This window comes from Mucilaginibacter kameinonensis (assembly GCF_003675385.1).
Classification (GTDB): domain Bacteria; phylum Bacteroidota; class Bacteroidia; order Sphingobacteriales; family Sphingobacteriaceae; genus Mucilaginibacter; species Mucilaginibacter kameinonensis.
On record NZ_RCWZ01000004.1, the window covers coordinates 832,332 to 848,517 of the forward strand.

A 16,186-nucleotide genomic window follows, 5' to 3' on the forward strand; every position below is an offset into this window, starting at 1 on the left:
ATTTTTATTGCAGATAATTACAGCATCGATAAAGAAGCTTTCTATCAACCATGAAAAAACTCTTACTTATTTTTTGTCTTATTACCGCTGCACACAGCTTTGCATTTGCCGATAAAACCGCCATTAACAACTTTGTAGTTAAAGAAAACCCCTTCGCTGTTGACGAGGTTGCCGTAGTAGCCACCGACACCGCGGGCGTAATACAGGAAAATGTAAACGGCGTTTTCACCTTTGTAATGAACGGTTTTACCGAAGAGCTGAAGTTTGATAAAGGCACGGCCTTCTATCGTCACAAGCTTGATCGTTCAAGCTTCCTTTACGCCAAACACATGAACGATAGCGGTACACATGCCATATTGTATTACATCTACAAACACGATAGTAAACTAAGTCCTTTCCATATCAGTTGGGTACTGTTGGTGGCTGTCCCGCTTTTGCTGGTGTTGCTGGCCTATATGTTTAAGCGCTTCATTATTATTGCGGTAGTGATCTTCTGTATTTTCTTATACTTCAATTATCACAACGGCTTAAGCATTCCAACCTTTTTCGAAAGTATTATTGACGGATTGAAGAATATGTTTTAGACTCGGAGAGGAGGTAAAAGGATAAAGGTGAAAGGCAAAAGGTAGCTGCAGCTTTGCAAATCAAGTAGCAAAAGATTGCAGTGGCTTTACGAATTATTTAAACGAGGCTTATCATCTGATTTTCAATACCTTTTACCTTTCAGCTTTAACCTAACTAAAACGGCAATCCTATACCAAAGTTAAGCTGCATAAAGTTGTAGCTTTCGCCTCCGTTGGCTGCTTCGTAAGCTTTTTTGAACGAGCCTTTGCTGAATAATTCGCCTGCATGGTTAACCAATACCCATTGGTCGCTGCCATTAAACTGAGGGTCTTTAAATTTAAAGGCGGCATCCAGCCTGAAAACAAAGAAGCTTAAATCAAACCGGAGACCGGTACCTATGCCCATTGCTGTTGAGCTTAAAAAATTACTGAACTTGAACTGACCATTCGGGTTATCCGGCTCATCATGTAAGCGCCATACGTTACCTGCGTCAACAAAAAATGCGCCTTTAAGCTTCGCTCCAAAAAAGTTATCGGCAAGCTTATAGCGGTATTCGGCATTGGCGACAAATTTAATTTCACCAAACTCATCAAGATATTTTAAGCGGGCCCTTGTGGTATTATCCGCACCATAATAGGTTCCCCGGTTAAATTGCCCCGGTCCAAGGGTGCGCGGCAACCAGGCCCTGATATCATTGGCACCACCGGTATAGAAGTTCTTCTCAAAAATAAGCTGATTACTATTACCGTAAGGAATACCAATACCTGGGTTAATACGGAACACAAACTGCCTTTCGCCGCCTAAGCTGCGGTAAAAACGGGTATCCAGTTCAACCTTGGTATATTGGGCAAAAGTGTAGCCAAAAAGTTTATGCTGTCCCAAAGTATCTTTAGGAGCGTTGGTAATATTACTGATGAGGTTAAGAAAGTTGCCGCCAAGATCTAAACTACCGCGGAAATAGGTAAAGTTTTCGTAGCTGTTAAGCTTTATGGCATTAACCTGGTAAGTGTATTGGCTTCCTGCCGTAAAAACGGTACGGCCGATAAGATAAACGTACGAGTACCTATTTTGCTTAAGTAAGGTATCACGTGCCGCCGGATCAATTATACCTCTGGAAAACTCAATGCTGATGGGCGTAATAGTATGTGATTTGTAGGGTGTATCAAAAAAATCGTAAGTAATAGAGTTGATAAAACTTTCGCGCTTAACCAGATCTTTCTGGAAAAACAACGAGTAGTTTGACGAGAATGTAGTATGAGGAACAGCGAATTTACCCAGGAAAGGAAATTTAAACGGCAGTAAAAGGCGCGGATAAGTAAGCTGCGCCCCTGCCCTAAACTCCTGATTTTGGATACTGCTGTGATCGTTACCCACAGTATTGCCATTATCAAAAAGGATACTCCAGTTAACCTTTAATTGCAATATAGCGGCCTGTTTAAACAAATTCCTATCGGTAAAAGTATTACCTACGTTATAACCAAAACGCCCCCCACTAAACAGCACCTCGCCTTCCACACGGTCGCTCATGCGTTTCAGGGGCACTATATCTATCCTGGTATTGAGCCTGTTGGAACTGTCTTTCAGCTTTTCGTAAACCGGGTTGGGCACATTTCTGAAAACGTTTAACTCTGATAAGCGCGTGGTGGTACGCGTTTGCTTATCAATATCATAGATCTCGCCCTTTTTCTGGAAAACATAATCGGTTACTACCCTTGGCTTAAACCTTTTTGAATAATCAACAAACCTGAATTGTGAGTCGACCTGTATGGTATCAACTTTACCCAGGGTACGTCCCTGGCTGTTTGATATGGTGATTAAGGTGTTATTGATGGTATAAACCGGGTGCTGGTTTTTCCCTGCCGGGTTATCAATGATCATTTTAACATCAACAACACTGCTGTTAAAGGTTGAATCATAAGTAAAGTTGATATACTGACGATAAAAATCATAGTAGCCGTTATGCTTCATCAGCAGATAAAGCTGATCACGGTCGTAAGCTAAGCTATCGGTATCAAAGCGCCCGCCTGGTTGTATATGCGTAATTTTATTGCGGTTGGCGTTGTATAGGTTTTTGATGTTGTTATCGCCGATACTATCGGTAAACTTACGAATGCGGAACATCGGGCCTTCATCGGCAGTAAAAACCAACTCCGCTTTTTGTTTTTTGATCACCACACTATCGGTAACCCTGCCTTTAAGATAACCACGGCTACGGATAAACTTTTCCATTTGCAGGCGCGAGTACTCAATCAGGTTGCTGTCCACAACCACGGGGGCTTCACCAATATTTTTTTTACCTTTTTTACTGAAAGTATAGTAAAGCTGTAAATTGAGCCAATTGTTGGGTTGCTGCTCCTTATCTACATAATTTATAGCTGCTTCAGAAAATTCCTCGTCGATACCTTTAATGGTAATTTTACGTACCAGCGCCTGGTCTTTGCGGATGCCACGGGTAATACTGCAGCCCGAACCGATAATAACCAGCAAAATACTTAATATTGTAAGGCGGTAAACAGCAGGTTTAGTATATGCTTTCAAAATCACAGATCAGTTTATTAAAGTCCTTACAACATAAAAAATTCCGTAAAGAGCATGGCTTGTTTTTGGTTGAAGGCTACAAATCGGTTATCGAGTTTGTAAATGCCGCATACCAGGTTGATACTATATACCATACCGCCGAAACTGCTCCAAAAATGCTGAATTTATCCCGAAAAATAAATTTTCAGGAAATTTCATCGGCCGACCTCGAAAAGATCAGCAGTTTGAAAACCCCGCAAGAGGTAATTGGTTTGGTTAAAATACCAAAATGGCCCGCATTAAATTACAACTTACTGAAAAACAAGTTTTCGCTGGTGCTTGATGGCGTGCAGGATCCCGGCAATATGGGTACCATTATCCGCACGGCCGACTGGTTTGGCATTGCCGATATTATTTGCTCTGAAGATACTGTTGACGTTTACAACCCGAAAGTGGTACAGGCCACCATGGGCTCCTTAGCAAGGGTAAACGTACACTATGGCGATCTGCTAACCATCCTCCCCCAGATAAAACTCCCATTATTTGGCGCGATGCTGGATGGCGAAAATATTTATAGTACAAATTTCGGAACAGAGGGCCTATTGGCCATGGGAAACGAGGGAAATGGCTTACGCCCTGAAATACAGGAGTTAATCAATAAAAAAGTAACTATCCCGCGCGTAGGACAAGCCGAATCATTGAATGTTGCCATAGCCACAGCCATACTTTGTTCAGAAATTAAGCGAAATTCGTTCAAATAAATTTGTTCGCTAAAAATAATTGCTATCTTTGCAGTCCTTAAAAAAGGGTCGGATGGCCGAGTGGCTAGGCAGAGGTCTGCAAAACCTTTTACAGCGGTTCGAATCCGCTTCCGACCTCAGGGTTAAAAAATATTTAAAATACAAGACAATGGGCGTTACTCGTTTAAAAAGAAAAGACAGGAGAAATAAAACTTTTTCACGTTTAGAAGTTCAGTTCCTTAAACTGGCTACTAACCTGGAATACGGAAGCCGTTCTGCTGAGTCAAAACACAGCCAGATAGCTAAAAACAATGCAGCTTTAGATATCGCATTAGGTAAATAATTTTTCTCCTTCTTCTTCAGAAGAAAAAGACTTAAAGTCCTGCCGGTTTCCGGCGGGACTTTTTTTATGCCTGAATTTGAACCTTGATATTTAGGATTTAAAGATGGACATGATGCTTCCCCAGAGTCCGTGCCCTCACGGGCTCACGTTAAAAAAAGACATCGATGTTTCCGTGGGGACACGGAAACGGAGAATTTGGCATTAGAATGAATATATCAGGGTAATCCTCAAATCCTAAAAATCAAGGTTCAGAAGCTTCTTATTAATCCTGCCAATCAACCCCGGCCCTTCATAAATAAAGCCAGTATAAAGCTGCACTAATGACGCACCTGCATTCAGTTTCTCAATAGCATCTTCGGCTGAATGAATCCCTCCTACTCCTATAATGGGGAATGAACCGTTCGATTTTTTATGCAGATAAGCGATTACTTCAGTTGAGCGTTTGGTAAGTGGCTTACCGCTTAACCCACCCATCTCTTCTTTTAATTTTGATGGGGATGACAGGTTTTCCCTGCTGATCGTAGTATTAGTAGCTATTAACCCTGCTATACCTGTTTGCTGCACGATATCAACAATATCATCCAATTGGGAGTCTGTCAAATCGGGGGCAATTTTTAGCAGTATCGGTCGGCTGATACTGTTTTTATTATTGCGTTGTTGCAGGGTATTCAGAATTTCCATCAACGGACCTTTCTCCTGCAGGGCACGCAGGCCAGGGGTATTAGGTGAGCTTACGTTCACAACAAAATAATCAACCACATCAAACAAGCGGTCGAAGCATTTGATATAATCGCTTACCGCATCCTCATTAGGGGTAACTTTGTTTTTGCCGATGTTTCCGCCAATGATCAAACCTTTATTAGCGTTTTTAGGATCGCGCCTGAAGGCGGCAATGCGCTCGGCAGCTATATCCACACCAAAATTATTAAAGCCCATGCGGTTAACAAGCGCGCCATCTGCCGGTAAACGAAACATACGCGGCTTATCATTACCCGGTTGAGGCAAGGGTGTAACAGTACCAATCTCCACAAAGCCAAAACCCATATTAGCCATCTCGCCCATCATTTCGGCATTTTTGTCAAAACCCGCGGCAAGACCAACAGGGTTCCTGAATTTAAGACCAAAAACTTCACGTTCAAGCTTTGGATCTGTTACATCCCAGATTGCCTTGCTCAATGCTGTACCGCCTGGGAAACGGTTAAAACGTTTCAGGTTGCGGGTAACAAAGTAATGCACATTCTCGGGATCGAACTTAAACAGGATGGGTTTTATCAACTGATACATGCCGCGAAGTTAGCACATTCCAGCGCGTTGAACAAACGGGATATGTGGAGGTGATTGACATTTAGGTGTTCGGGGCTTGTTATCCTGAGCCAGTCGAAAGACGCGCGCAGAGGCCCTATCCACCCATGCTTCGACTGGCTCAGCATGACACCCGCTTTTAATTGTGCCATTACATGGCTTCAAATGCCGACCAATTCCAGACTTACGAAGTTTTGAAAACTTCTTAAGTCTTCAAAAGACACAAGGTGTAGTATCCTCTCAATCCATGTAATTTAGTTAACAACCGTGTACAAAATACACCACAATTTTTAACGGATTTTAGCGCATCAAAACCCAACTGAAATCCCGATTTAAATTCGATTTAAATTACTAATAATCAATAAATTAAAAACAAAAAATATTTGGTATTGATGCGTATCATTTTTATTAAAACGGGTATAAATCCTAATAATTTATATTTCGCATTTTGCTTTTTTCTGATTAAGTTTAATAAATTTGACAACTCCGGTTAGCCATAGTCCAGGCTCATAACCAAACCGGCAAGCCTATTTAATTAAACTCATGCAAAAAAAGTATTTAATTGCCTGTTTCATAGCGGGCGGATTATTAAAGGCTGGCTTTGTCAGCGCTCAGAGTAAAGCCCCGTATTCGGCAGCAGGTAAATCTGTAAAAGTGATCGTATCTGAGCAAAATGCCGGATACAAGTTCAAAGAAACCGAAACACTGAAATTTGCCGACAAGCCGCAACCTGCCGAAACCGAGGTAGCAGTATTTATTGATCCTGCCAAAACATTCCAAACCATGATTGGTATTGGTGGCGCCCTTACCGATGCTTCTGCCGAAACTTTTGCCAAACTACCTAAGGATAAGCAAAAGGAATTTTTAACCGCTTATTATGATAAAGCCAGGGGCATTGGCTATTCATTTGGCCGTACCAACATTCAAAGCTGCGATTTTTCGAGTGATAGCTATAGCTACGTAAAAGACGGCGACAAGGAGCTAAAAACCTTCGATATCAGCCATGATAAAACCTACCGTATTCCATTTATTAAAGCAGTCACGGCTGCCGCTGGTGGCAAACTTACTATGTTTGTATCGCCATGGAGCCCTCCTGCTTTCATGAAGGACAATAACGACGTACTACATGGCGGCAAGCTTAAAAAAGAGTTTGACCAAAGCTGGGCCAACTTTTATGTGAAGTTTATCAAAGCTTACGAAAAAGAGGGAATCCCAATTTGGGGGCTTTCGGTACAGAATGAGCCTATGGCTAAACAAACCTGGGAATCATGTATGTACACCGCCGAAGAAGAGCGTGATTTTGTAAAGAACTTTTTAGGCCCAACACTGCAAAAACAAGGCTTGGCAAGCAAAAAACTAATTGTTTGGGACCACAACCGCGATTTGCTTTATCAGCGTGCCAGCACCATCCTGGAAGATCCTGCTGCTGCTAAATATATCTGGGGTATTGGTTTCCACTGGTACGAAACATGGACAGGCGCGGGCCAAAACTTTGAAGCTACCCGCCGTACCCACGAAGCATTCCCTAACAAAAACCTGGTATTTACCGAAGGTTGTATCGAAAAGTTTGATTTCAATAAGATCAATGACTGGTCGCTTGGTGAACGCTATGGTTTATCAATGATCAATGACTTTAACGCCGGTACCGTAGCCTGGACCGACTGGAACGTATTGCTTGATGAAAAAGGCGGACCGAACCACGTTGGTAACTTCTGCTTTGCGCCGGTACATGCCGATTTGCGTAACGGAAGCCTGATCTACACCAGCTCATACTACTACATCGGTCATTTCTCTAAATACATTCACCCGGGCGCTAAACGCATCAGCGCCGTGGCCAGCCGCGATAAACTGCTAACAACCGCTTATCAAAACCCGGATGGTTCAATTGCCGTTGTGGTAATGAACAAAACCGACGAAAAAATAGATTACAGCCTTTGGATAAAAGGAAAAGCGGCCGGCACTACTGCCCTGCCGCATTCGATTGCTACACTTATTGTGAAGTAATCTTTATAACGATCTTAGTTAATCAATCAACTAAATCTCTGGTATGGTGGGTCATTTATGATCCACCATTATCATTACCGGGAAATGGTCGCTTGGCTCTTTAGCCTCATATTTGTCGCTCCCTTTTGCCTTTGCCCTATAGGTATCTGTTAAAATACCGTACCGTTTCACTTTAAAATCTTTGGTTACAAAAATATGGTCTATCCGGCCAGTGGTTTTGTCGTTAGCGTCAAAATCATTAAACGTTCCGTTAGTGGCATATTTAATGGGCGAAAGTTCGTAGCTATCTTTTAACACGCCCGAAGTGTTGATCACCGCGTAACTATCAGATGTTTGGTCAACATTAAAATCGCCCGATAAAATGGTTGGCGAATTGCCGCCCATTTCCTTTACTTTTTTCAATACCAGCTTAGCACTTTCGCGGCGGGCCACCACACCAATATGATCCATGTGCAGGTTAAAGTAGTAAAATTTAAAGCCGGTTTTTATTTCCTGAAAATATCCCCATGAACAGATCCTCGGCAGTGCCGCGTCCCAGCCTTTGTTTGGTTTATCCGTAATTGGAGCCATCCAGAAATCACCATGCTTCAACAATTTAAATTTGTCCCTTTTATAAAATATAGCCGAAAACTCCCCTTCTGTTTTACCATCGTCACGGCCTATCCCTGTGTAGGTATATTGCGGCATGGCTTGTTTTAAACCGTTAAGCTGGTGCACCAGCCCCTCCTGAGTACCAAAGATGTCCCAATCATGAAAACGGATAAGCTGAGTGATAACGGGTAGGCGCTGTTTCCAGCCATTCCCACGTACAGAATCATCGTTTGTGGCATTATCATTGCGCAAATTGTAAGTAGCCACAGTAAGCTGATGCTGACCATAACTTACTGAAACAGAAAGCATAGTCATAAACACTAAAGAAAGTACTTTTTTCATAGGTAAACAGTTAATTCAAATGCCGCCTGCATTTGAACAAATTAAAAGCGAATATTGAGTTATATTTTTTAAGACCAAGATTATTTCCAGAAAAAGTTAATAATTAATTAAAAATATTCTTAATTGGTGTGCGGATTAACCCGCGTCTTAAACATTGTTGCTTTATGTATAAACAGTCATTTGCAAAAACGCTTACACCTTTGGTGTGCCTGGTTTTGGCGCTGTTTTTACACACCAATGTATCTGCCCAAACAGCCGATATCAGCAAGCTGAGGCAACAAATGGCCCAAACAAAAGATAGCATCACCTATCTTAACCTGTTTAACAAGCTGGGCTTTATGCTGCATATGGAAAGTGCCGATAGCTGCTTTTACTACGGTATAAAAGGAAATGCCATGGCTACCCGCCTTCATAATGAGCCCGGCAAGGCCGATGCCTTAGCCAATATTGGTGCGGCACTATCCCTTAAGGGTTTGTATAGCCAGGGTTTAACCTATTACAGCCAGGCCCTGGCAATTTATAAAAAGTATGGCAATCACGGCGAGGTAGCGTCAATGCTCATGAACTCCGCCATTACCTATAGTTTTATTGGCGACAGCATTAAATCAATGCAGTTTACCAAAAAGGCACTTAACGAAATGTTAAAAGCCCCGGCAGATACCATGGCCAGCATGCTGTACGCCAACTATGCCGATATGAACCCGGTGCTTGCTCCGGACTCAGTAGCCTATTACCTGAAAAAGGCAACGGATGTAGCCAATCATTTTAAAGACAACCGCACCCTTCTGGTTATCGATCAACTTTATGCCGACAGGCTCATGCAGCAAGGCAAACATGAACAGGCTTTGCCTTTTATAAAGCATTCGCTGCAAATTGCCCGAAATAAAAACTGGGAATACCACGAACTGGAGGCCTATAACGCCTATGCCGATTATTACCTCGCAAAAAAACAGGTTGACAGTGCTATAGCCGAGTATAACATCATTTATAAAACGGCAATGGCCAATAAGTTTATTTATTGGCAAACCGAGGTTTTAAAATCATTACTGCACTGCTATGAACTTAAAAATGATGCTGCCAGCCAGGCTCGCATTAATAAGCTGCTGGTAAAATCGCTTGAGCAAAGTAACATCAACAGCAATGCCTTTTTGGGCGATTACATCGCCTACAATAATGCCCAACAACAGGTAAAAAGCCTTGAAGTAGTTAATAAAAATAATAGTGTAAAGATTTGGCTCCTGATTGCACTCAGCGTATTGGGCTTCGTATTTATAGCCTTACTATCGCGCATGAATGGCAAGGTGCGCCGACACTCGCGGATGCTATCGGTACTTAATGAAAAAATAGCCGGGCAAAATGAGGAACTAAAGCTTACCGACGAATTTAAAGGCAGGCTGATATCTATGCTGGCCCATGATTTCAGGGCACCGCTGGCTTCAACAATTTCGATGCTCCGTTTGCTGCGCGAAGATGAGGGCGATTTTGAAAAAGAACAATTAACGGGATTGTACGACCAGATAGAAACCGATATCCAAAACATCTTGCTCACCTTTGATAATATCCTGCAATGGATCAAAAAGCAGCTTTCGGGGTATGTTTTCAATGCGCAAACACTATCTGTAAAAGAACTCATTGATGACGCGGCCTCCATGTTCAAGCTCAGCATCGACGCAAAAAAAATTGCGTTCAGGAATGAGGTACCCGATGATCTGAATTATTTTTCGGACAAGGAGATCATCCAATTCATTAATCGCAACCTCATCCACAATGCCATCAAGTTTTCGCCAGCAGGAGGTGTAATTACAGTAAAAGCGCAGGTTAACGCCAATGAACTCATCGTATCTGTAAAAGATGAAGGGCGAGGAATAAGCGAAAACATGATGAAGCAGCTGTTCTCCTTCAACAACAATCAAAAAACCGATTCGCTTGATAAAGGAGCCGGTATAGCCTTAACCATTTGCAAGGAGTTCATCAATAAAATAAACGGCCGCCTTTGGGCCGAAAGCAAGGAAAAGAAAGGTACTACGTTTTATTATGCTTTGCCGTTGAGCTAAGCAGATTTTTCTCATTCACCGGTTTATTCATTCCCTCCCTCGGGAGGGGCGCGTTAGCATTGTGTGTTGGCAGGGAGGGGTTATACGTATTGCGAGATTGAGCATCTTGCAGAAACCCCTCCCTACACCCTCCCAGGGGAGGGAATCGCACTTTTCCGCCCGCTTTAAATCCTACCCAAACACCACCGTTTTATTCTTAAACACAAACACCCGGTCTTCAAAAACAAGTTTCAGAGCTTTGGCCAATACGGCGGTTTCAACCTCCTGACCGGCTTTTACCATATCTGTCCAGCTGTAGGAATGGTTTACCGGGACAATCTGCTGGGCGATGATCGGTCCTTCGTCCAGTTCATTTGATACGTAATGCGCGGTAGCCCCTATCAGTTTAACACCACGTTCAAATGCCTGCTTATATGGATTAGCGCCTATAAACGCCGGTAAAAACGAGTGATGGATATTGATGATCTTCATCGGGAATTCGGCCACAAAAGCTGGCGACAGGATCCGCATAAATTTGGCCAATATTACATAATCAGAAGTGTACTGCTTGATAGTCGCTATTACCTGCTGTTCAAACTCAGGCTTGCTTACCCCTTCATGGCTGATGTAATAAAAGGGGATATCAAAGCGCTCGCATATGTCCTGTAGCTTGGCATGGTTACCAATAACACATTGAACACTTGCACCGAGGGTATTAAAATGGTTGCGTACCAGGATATCGCTCAGGCAATGATATTCTTTAGTGGCCAGCACCACTACCTTTTTAACAGGTTCGGGGTTTACTGAAATGTAGGCTCCCTCGGGTAAAATTTTCCGTAATGAATCTTCAATCCCGGAATCTTCGCCGTCTTCAACCTCCAGGCGGGTAAAGAAAACATTTTCGTTATGATCAACATGCTCACGCATGGAAACTATGTTAAGAAGGTGTTTGGCTAATGTTGCAGATATGGCAGCCACAAGGCCCACTTTGTCTTTACACTGTATTACAATTATCATGCTTTAATGATACAAAGAATTTTGCTGAATATGCAAGAAGCATTTTCTTTAAATTATTTACAACGCATTGTAGCAAAGTGAAATAATATGCCGTAAAGTATTTTATAAACCCACAATTATGAAAAATATCCTGCTATTAATCTCCGCGATTGTATTATGTAGTATCACAGCTTGCAATAAAGACAATATTCCCGGCGTGGGCAGCAACACCATCATTGGCAAATGGCGCTGGGTAAAGTCAGTTGGCGGCATCGGCGGCTCTACCAGCACACCACAAAGCAGCGGCTATACTATTCGTAACGAATTTAACGCGGATAGTAGCTATAGTAGATTCCAGGACAACAAATTATTGCTTAATGGCAATTTCCGTACAATCAAAAATTATAAAGTTAGCTCAACACAAACAATAGATGCATTGTTGATATCCGGCCCAACTCTTGATACCCGCCCCGTTGCGTATCTTGTCAGAAACGACAGCCTTTTTATAGGCGATATTTATATAGCCGACGGTTATAATGAAATATATGTAAGGACGAAGTAAAGCGGTGTCAACCAGCAACCTTATATTAAAAACTTCCTTTTAATTTTTGTCATCCTGAGGTACGAAGGATCTTCTTCGCTATGCACGGCGGCTTTGCATATTGAAGAAGATTCTTTGTTCTTGCTACCCATGACAAGTTTCAAAAAGGGTGTCATGCTGAGCCAGTCGAAGCATGGTGGGCAGGGCCTCTGCGCGCGACCCTTCGACTGGCTCAGGGTGACACCCTCCTTTTGTCATTTCTCCTTTAGAGGTCAAGGGATTTAAATCACCCAGAATGACAAGGGTTTTTAAATATGCTATCGCTGACAATAATTTAGGCTATTTATTACTATGCCCCACCTTCATCATATCCCTTACAGCACGCGCTAATGAGATCTTCTCATTATTATCCAGTTCCTTTTTCTTTTCGCCGTCATTAAATTGATAGGTGATGCGGCCATTGTGATCACTTTCTGCGCTTATTTCAAAATCGTCATTTTTATATTTCACCTTGCCATTAGGCGAGATCTGTGCGATGCTTGTGCTATCGGCCGAGAAATATACGCGTCCCCAGTATTCAATGCGCCTTTCTTTACCATTACCATTTTCAACAATAACCGTGTGCCTTCCGCCAATGCGGCAGCCATCTAACAGTGCTATCACGCCTATTACAATCAATACGTATCCTAATTTTTTCATGTTATTATTTTTTAATGATGATTATTTTAATTGATGTTGTTGTTTACTATTGAGCAGTTTTATAAAACAAGCGGCCATCGATATAAACCATACCGACCAACCCAAATGGGCAAACCTTTGAATGAGTCCGGTATAATTGTTTTCAATAGTGGCCGAAGGAATAAAACGGATAAAAATGAGCAGCATAATACCAAGACTTAGTAACGAGAGCCTTCTGATTTGTGTAAAGCTATCTCCCCGCCATAAAATAACAGATAACAGCGCGCCTATATAAAGCAGCAAAAACACCGGCCCCGATGCCGAATGCAGGTGATTACCCGAGTGAAAAATAGCCGCCCAGCCAAACATAACCGGGAAACCTATTACCCCAAATACAGGCAGAATATTAAGCTGTAACTGACTGCATGCTATAAACAAACCAGCCATAAAAAACACGCTGAGCACCGTGCAAAGCAGCGTAAATGTCTCCATCAAGCTTTCGGATTTTGTGCCGATGGCTCCTAACTCGCTTATGGTATTACTGATATGATTGTAATTGCCATGTATAAAACCGCAAACAATGGTTGAAAGCCAGAATATAATGGGAATGATAATGCCGGTGTAGAGCAGAGGTTTAGTGTCCATTTTAATAATATTAAAATTGTTTTCTTCTGATTAAAACAAAGTTAATATTAAACATGGTACTATACAATACATAGTACTATATTTTTCAAATTTATTTTTTAGAGAGATGGCGATGCTGTCAAAGAGGCGATATGCGGTGTCAACCTGCCTCCAAAGCCATAATTTTCAGTCAACAAAAAAGGCAGCACATAATGCTGCCCTTTAAAGAGTTACTACAAAATGTCATTTCGAATGAGCGCAGGTGAAATAGAGCGCCGGGGCGAAAGAGAAATCTTCTACGTCTTGCAAATTCGATCTGCATAGCCTCTTTGCTGCTTGTATAAGATTCTCCTCGTTCGAAATGTCAATTGCTTTTTATCAATCGATGTTTAACTAAGCATAATGAACACCCTCGCCTATCGCCTCAAGAACCTTTCGGTTAAATCCCTCCAGGTCATCATAGAGGCGACCGGTAACCAGCCCGTTATCAACCATAACTTCTTCATCAACTCAATCGGCACCAGTTTTTCTGAGCTCGGTTTGTAACGATGGAATAAGGTTAGCCTTTTGTCGTTGATCATTCCTGTTTCAATGAGCAATTGCACTCCGTGGCAGATGGCTGCTAACGGCTTTCCCTCGTCCAAAAAGGAGAGGCAAACGCAACAGCGTCCATATTGTGCAACAGTTTATCGGGGTTGAGTACTCACCGGGCAAAACCAGAGCATTGTAAAGAGGTTATAAGAGCTTATTAACCAAGCTTTAAAACACGTGAATTTCGTTTAATTCGAGCATTATAAAATTTTCTCTCTGTAAAATTTTAAATGTTGCTGAGAGATCGCTCCATTCACCGTTTATTGGCAAGTCATAACAAACAGCTCCTATTATAGTCATATTATGTAGTTTATGAGGTTTCTTCGCCAAATCACCATAAAACTCGATGTCCTTATAGGGGTGAATATTGTTTTTGATTATTGCAGTGTCAGAGGCAGTGACTCTGTATTTTTCTTCCAGCATTTCATCCGGCAATCCATACCCGTTAATTACACTCTTGATGTTTGGCGAATTCCATCCATAATAAGGATCATGGAGAGTTAACCGATAAGCCTCGTGGTATTTTCCCTCCGCCAATAATTCAATCCAATAAAGAACTGCTTTTTCTATTTCAATCTTATCAGTCGAATATATCTTAAGAGGCATTAGTGAAAATTAAATAGCGCTACCCCCGATATGCTGCAAGGCGTAGTTTATAAAATTGCTCGTCAACCCATAGTCCTCAGTGCCTTTGCGACGGATAAAGAAGAAATCGCGGGTAATTTTCAAGCCTTCAATAGGTACCTCAACCAGGTCGCCTTCGGCAAGCTGACGGATAATTGACGGTCGCGGCATAAAGCCAAGGCACTGATCGGCCAGCAGGAAGTTTTTCAAAGCCTCGGTACCTCCTAAGCGGATCTTTACCGAAAGGTCGGCCGGTTTTATATGCAAGGGTGAAAGTGCTTTCAATACCGCATTCAATGTACCGGAGCCACGTTCACGTACGGCTAATGGCGTTTTTACAAACTGCTTTAAGGTTAATGATTTACCCGCCAGTGGGCTCTTAGCCGAGCAAACCGGAATCACCTCATCGCTCATAAAAGGTTTGTAGGATACCGTGGTGAGCTTATTATCTACCTCCATGATACCGATATCAATCTCGTGGTTAAGTAAAGCATTCAGGATATATTCGCTGTTACGGTTTACCAATTGCACATCAACATTGGCGTACTCGCGCTGAAAACCCGAAAGTATCGAAGGTAAAATATACAAGGCGATGGTGGTACTGGCCCCCAAACGCAAATGACCTGCCGCCTGCGACAAGTTACTTAACACCGAAAGATCGTACTCGACCTTCCGTTCAATCTCTGTTGCCTGCTGCAGGTATTCGTTTAGTTTATTACCTGCCTCGGTAAGCAAAATACTGTTGCCTTTACGCTCGAACAAGGGCACTTTATATTGATCTTCAAGTGCCTTTACATGCTTACTAATGGCAGGTTGCGTGATAAACAGCACCTGGGCAGCCTTGCTGAAACTCAGATTGGCGGCAACTTCCATAAATACACGGTGAGCGAATGAGATCATGCGGCAAAGTTAGTTTTTTACCCGTTCAAAATACTTGCCGGTAAATTTATATACGATATAGTCGCGGGTAACCTGTCGTTTTGCATTAACTAAGGGGCTATGGATGGTTTGTGTTTTGGCATCGTAATAAATAGTCGGGATCACCTTCATATCAACCACCGACAGAAAATTGTAGTCAAAATACAGCTTGCTATGCAAACCCGTTGTGGTTTTAACCAACAGTATTGCACCGTTCAGTTTAGCGTTCTCGATAGCAAAAAACTGAATCCCCTGCGTGGCGTCAACACTCGACCGAACCGAATTATACGCTGCAAGGTAATAGGTTTTGCTCCCCGCTTTAAGCGTGTAGATTTTTGAATACCAAAACACCGGGTTATGCTTTTTCCCTACCGAATCCATTTTTAAGGACGAGTAAACCTGGCCGTTAAATTTGTACTGCAAAACGTTATCAAAATCATACCCGGTACTGCCCAACCTGGTATCCCATGAATAGGTACGGAACAAACCATCGGCAGATGAGGCAATCACTACCCGCTCTTTAACCAGTTCGGTAAAAGGATAATTAATGGTTTCAGGATATTTGGAGGTATAATACTTTAGCTTAAAGCCAAAGATCTTGTTCATTTTTTCTAATGAATCAATAGCCTTCCACTCTTTTTTGTGGGAGCCGTAATAGTTTACCCTTTTAAAAATCCGTAACAGATCGGCCTCAATGGCCTGCGGACTTTGGGCAAACAAATTTGCTGAGTAAAAACAGCAGCAGAAAACAATTATAAACTTAAAGGTTTTCATCGGT

16 protein-coding genes and 1 tRNA gene are annotated in these 16,186 nt (G+C 42.2%); 8 read left to right on the forward strand and 9 right to left on the reverse strand.

The annotated features are described in order from the left end of the window. Window positions 1-50: 50 nt before the first annotated feature. Complete coding sequence (locus tag EAH55_RS21765; RefSeq protein WP_114936536.1) at window positions 51-584, forward strand: hypothetical protein; 534 nt, start codon at window positions 51-53, stop codon at window positions 582-584. A 154-nt stretch (window positions 585-738) separates the two neighbouring features. Here EAH55_RS21765 and tamL read toward each other — a convergent pair whose 3' ends face one another. Next, complete coding sequence (gene tamL, locus EAH55_RS21770) at window positions 739-3,102, reverse strand: translocation and assembly module lipoprotein TamL (protein WP_121811509.1); 2,364 nt, start codon at window positions 3,100-3,102, stop codon at window positions 739-741. Here tamL and EAH55_RS21775 point away from each other — a divergent pair. From EAH55_RS21775 to EAH55_RS21785, 3 genes are all read left to right on the forward strand, one after another. Beyond that, complete coding sequence (locus EAH55_RS21775; RefSeq protein ID WP_121811510.1) at window positions 3,093-3,842, forward strand: TrmH family RNA methyltransferase; 750 nt, start codon at window positions 3,093-3,095, stop codon at window positions 3,840-3,842. The two genes, tamL and EAH55_RS21775, sit on opposite strands and share 10 nt — an antisense overlap. A 46-nt stretch (window positions 3,843-3,888) precedes the next feature. After that, a tRNA-Cys gene (locus EAH55_RS21780) sits at window positions 3,889-3,959 on the forward strand. Between the two features lie 31 nt (window positions 3,960-3,990). Then, window positions 3,991-4,164 (forward strand): spore protein, encoded by a 174-nt coding sequence (locus tag EAH55_RS21785; protein WP_090527770.1) that lies wholly within the window; start codon window positions 3,991-3,993, stop codon window positions 4,162-4,164. Between the two features lie 234 nt (window positions 4,165-4,398). Here EAH55_RS21785 and EAH55_RS21790 read toward each other — a convergent pair whose 3' ends face one another. Further along, entirely contained in the window at window positions 4,399-5,448 is a 1,050-nt protein-coding gene (locus EAH55_RS21790) for a quinone-dependent dihydroorotate dehydrogenase (protein ID WP_121811511.1), read from the reverse strand. Between the two features lie 561 nt (window positions 5,449-6,009). Between EAH55_RS21790 and EAH55_RS21795 the strand changes: the two genes are divergently transcribed. After that, window positions 6,010-7,470 (forward strand): glycoside hydrolase family 30 protein, encoded by a 1,461-nt coding sequence (locus tag EAH55_RS21795; RefSeq protein ID WP_112572333.1) that lies wholly within the window; start codon window positions 6,010-6,012, stop codon window positions 7,468-7,470. A gap of 51 nt (window positions 7,471-7,521) precedes the next feature. Here EAH55_RS21795 and EAH55_RS21800 read toward each other — a convergent pair whose 3' ends face one another. Next, complete coding sequence (locus tag EAH55_RS21800; RefSeq protein ID WP_121811512.1) at window positions 7,522-8,403, reverse strand: endonuclease/exonuclease/phosphatase family protein; 882 nt, start codon at window positions 8,401-8,403, stop codon at window positions 7,522-7,524. A gap of 164 nt (window positions 8,404-8,567) precedes the next feature. On the opposite strand from EAH55_RS21800, the gene EAH55_RS21805 reads away from it, so the two are divergent. Then, window positions 8,568-10,457 carry an ATP-binding protein gene (locus tag EAH55_RS21805; RefSeq protein WP_121811513.1) on the forward strand — a complete coding sequence of 630 codons (1,890 nt, stop codon included), beginning with the start codon at window positions 8,568-8,570 and terminating at the stop codon, window positions 10,455-10,457. A 171-nt stretch (window positions 10,458-10,628) separates the two neighbouring features. Here the strand turns inward: EAH55_RS21805 and purU are convergent, their stop codons facing one another. Further along, on the reverse strand, window positions 10,629-11,453 hold the full coding sequence (purU, locus tag EAH55_RS21810; protein ID WP_121811514.1) for a formyltetrahydrofolate deformylase: 825 nt from the start codon (window positions 11,451-11,453) through the stop codon (window positions 10,629-10,631). Window positions 11,454-11,571: 118 nt separating this feature from the next. Here purU and EAH55_RS21815 point away from each other — a divergent pair, with 118 nt between their 5' ends. Continuing rightward, window positions 11,572-11,994: a hypothetical protein gene (locus tag EAH55_RS21815; RefSeq protein ID WP_121811515.1), complete on the forward strand. Its 423-nt coding sequence runs from the start codon at window positions 11,572-11,574 to the stop codon at window positions 11,992-11,994. 318 nt (window positions 11,995-12,312) lie between these two features. Here EAH55_RS21815 and EAH55_RS21820 read toward each other — a convergent pair whose 3' ends face one another. Further along, window positions 12,313-12,672: a hypothetical protein gene (locus EAH55_RS21820; RefSeq protein WP_121811516.1), complete on the reverse strand. Its 360-nt coding sequence runs from the start codon at window positions 12,670-12,672 to the stop codon at window positions 12,313-12,315. Window positions 12,673-12,693: 21 nt separating this feature from the next. Next, window positions 12,694-13,296 (reverse strand): DUF998 domain-containing protein, encoded by a 603-nt coding sequence (locus EAH55_RS21825; protein WP_121811517.1) that lies wholly within the window; start codon window positions 13,294-13,296, stop codon window positions 12,694-12,696. A 381-nt stretch (window positions 13,297-13,677) separates the two neighbouring features. Between EAH55_RS21825 and EAH55_RS31305 the strand changes: the two genes are divergently transcribed. Next, window positions 13,678-13,821, forward strand: coding sequence for a hypothetical protein (locus tag EAH55_RS31305; RefSeq protein WP_244228294.1), 144 nt, complete (start codon window positions 13,678-13,680; stop codon window positions 13,819-13,821). A gap of 213 nt (window positions 13,822-14,034) precedes the next feature. Here EAH55_RS31305 and EAH55_RS21835 read toward each other — a convergent pair whose 3' ends face one another. Genes EAH55_RS21835 through EAH55_RS21845 form a run of 3 tightly spaced genes read right to left on the reverse strand, consistent with a single transcriptional unit; the run spans window position 14,035 to window position 16,182 of the window. Next, window positions 14,035-14,472 carry a hypothetical protein gene (locus EAH55_RS21835; protein WP_121811519.1) on the reverse strand — a complete coding sequence of 146 codons (438 nt, stop codon included), beginning with the start codon at window positions 14,470-14,472 and terminating at the stop codon, window positions 14,035-14,037. Between the two features lie 9 nt (window positions 14,473-14,481). Continuing rightward, window positions 14,482-15,390 carry a LysR substrate-binding domain-containing protein gene (locus EAH55_RS21840; RefSeq protein ID WP_121811520.1) on the reverse strand — a complete coding sequence of 303 codons (909 nt, stop codon included), beginning with the start codon at window positions 15,388-15,390 and terminating at the stop codon, window positions 14,482-14,484. A 9-nt stretch (window positions 15,391-15,399) separates the two neighbouring features. Further along, window positions 15,400-16,182 (reverse strand): hypothetical protein, encoded by a 783-nt coding sequence (locus tag EAH55_RS21845; RefSeq protein WP_121811521.1) that lies wholly within the window; start codon window positions 16,180-16,182, stop codon window positions 15,400-15,402. Window positions 16,183-16,186: the final 4 nt, after the last annotated feature.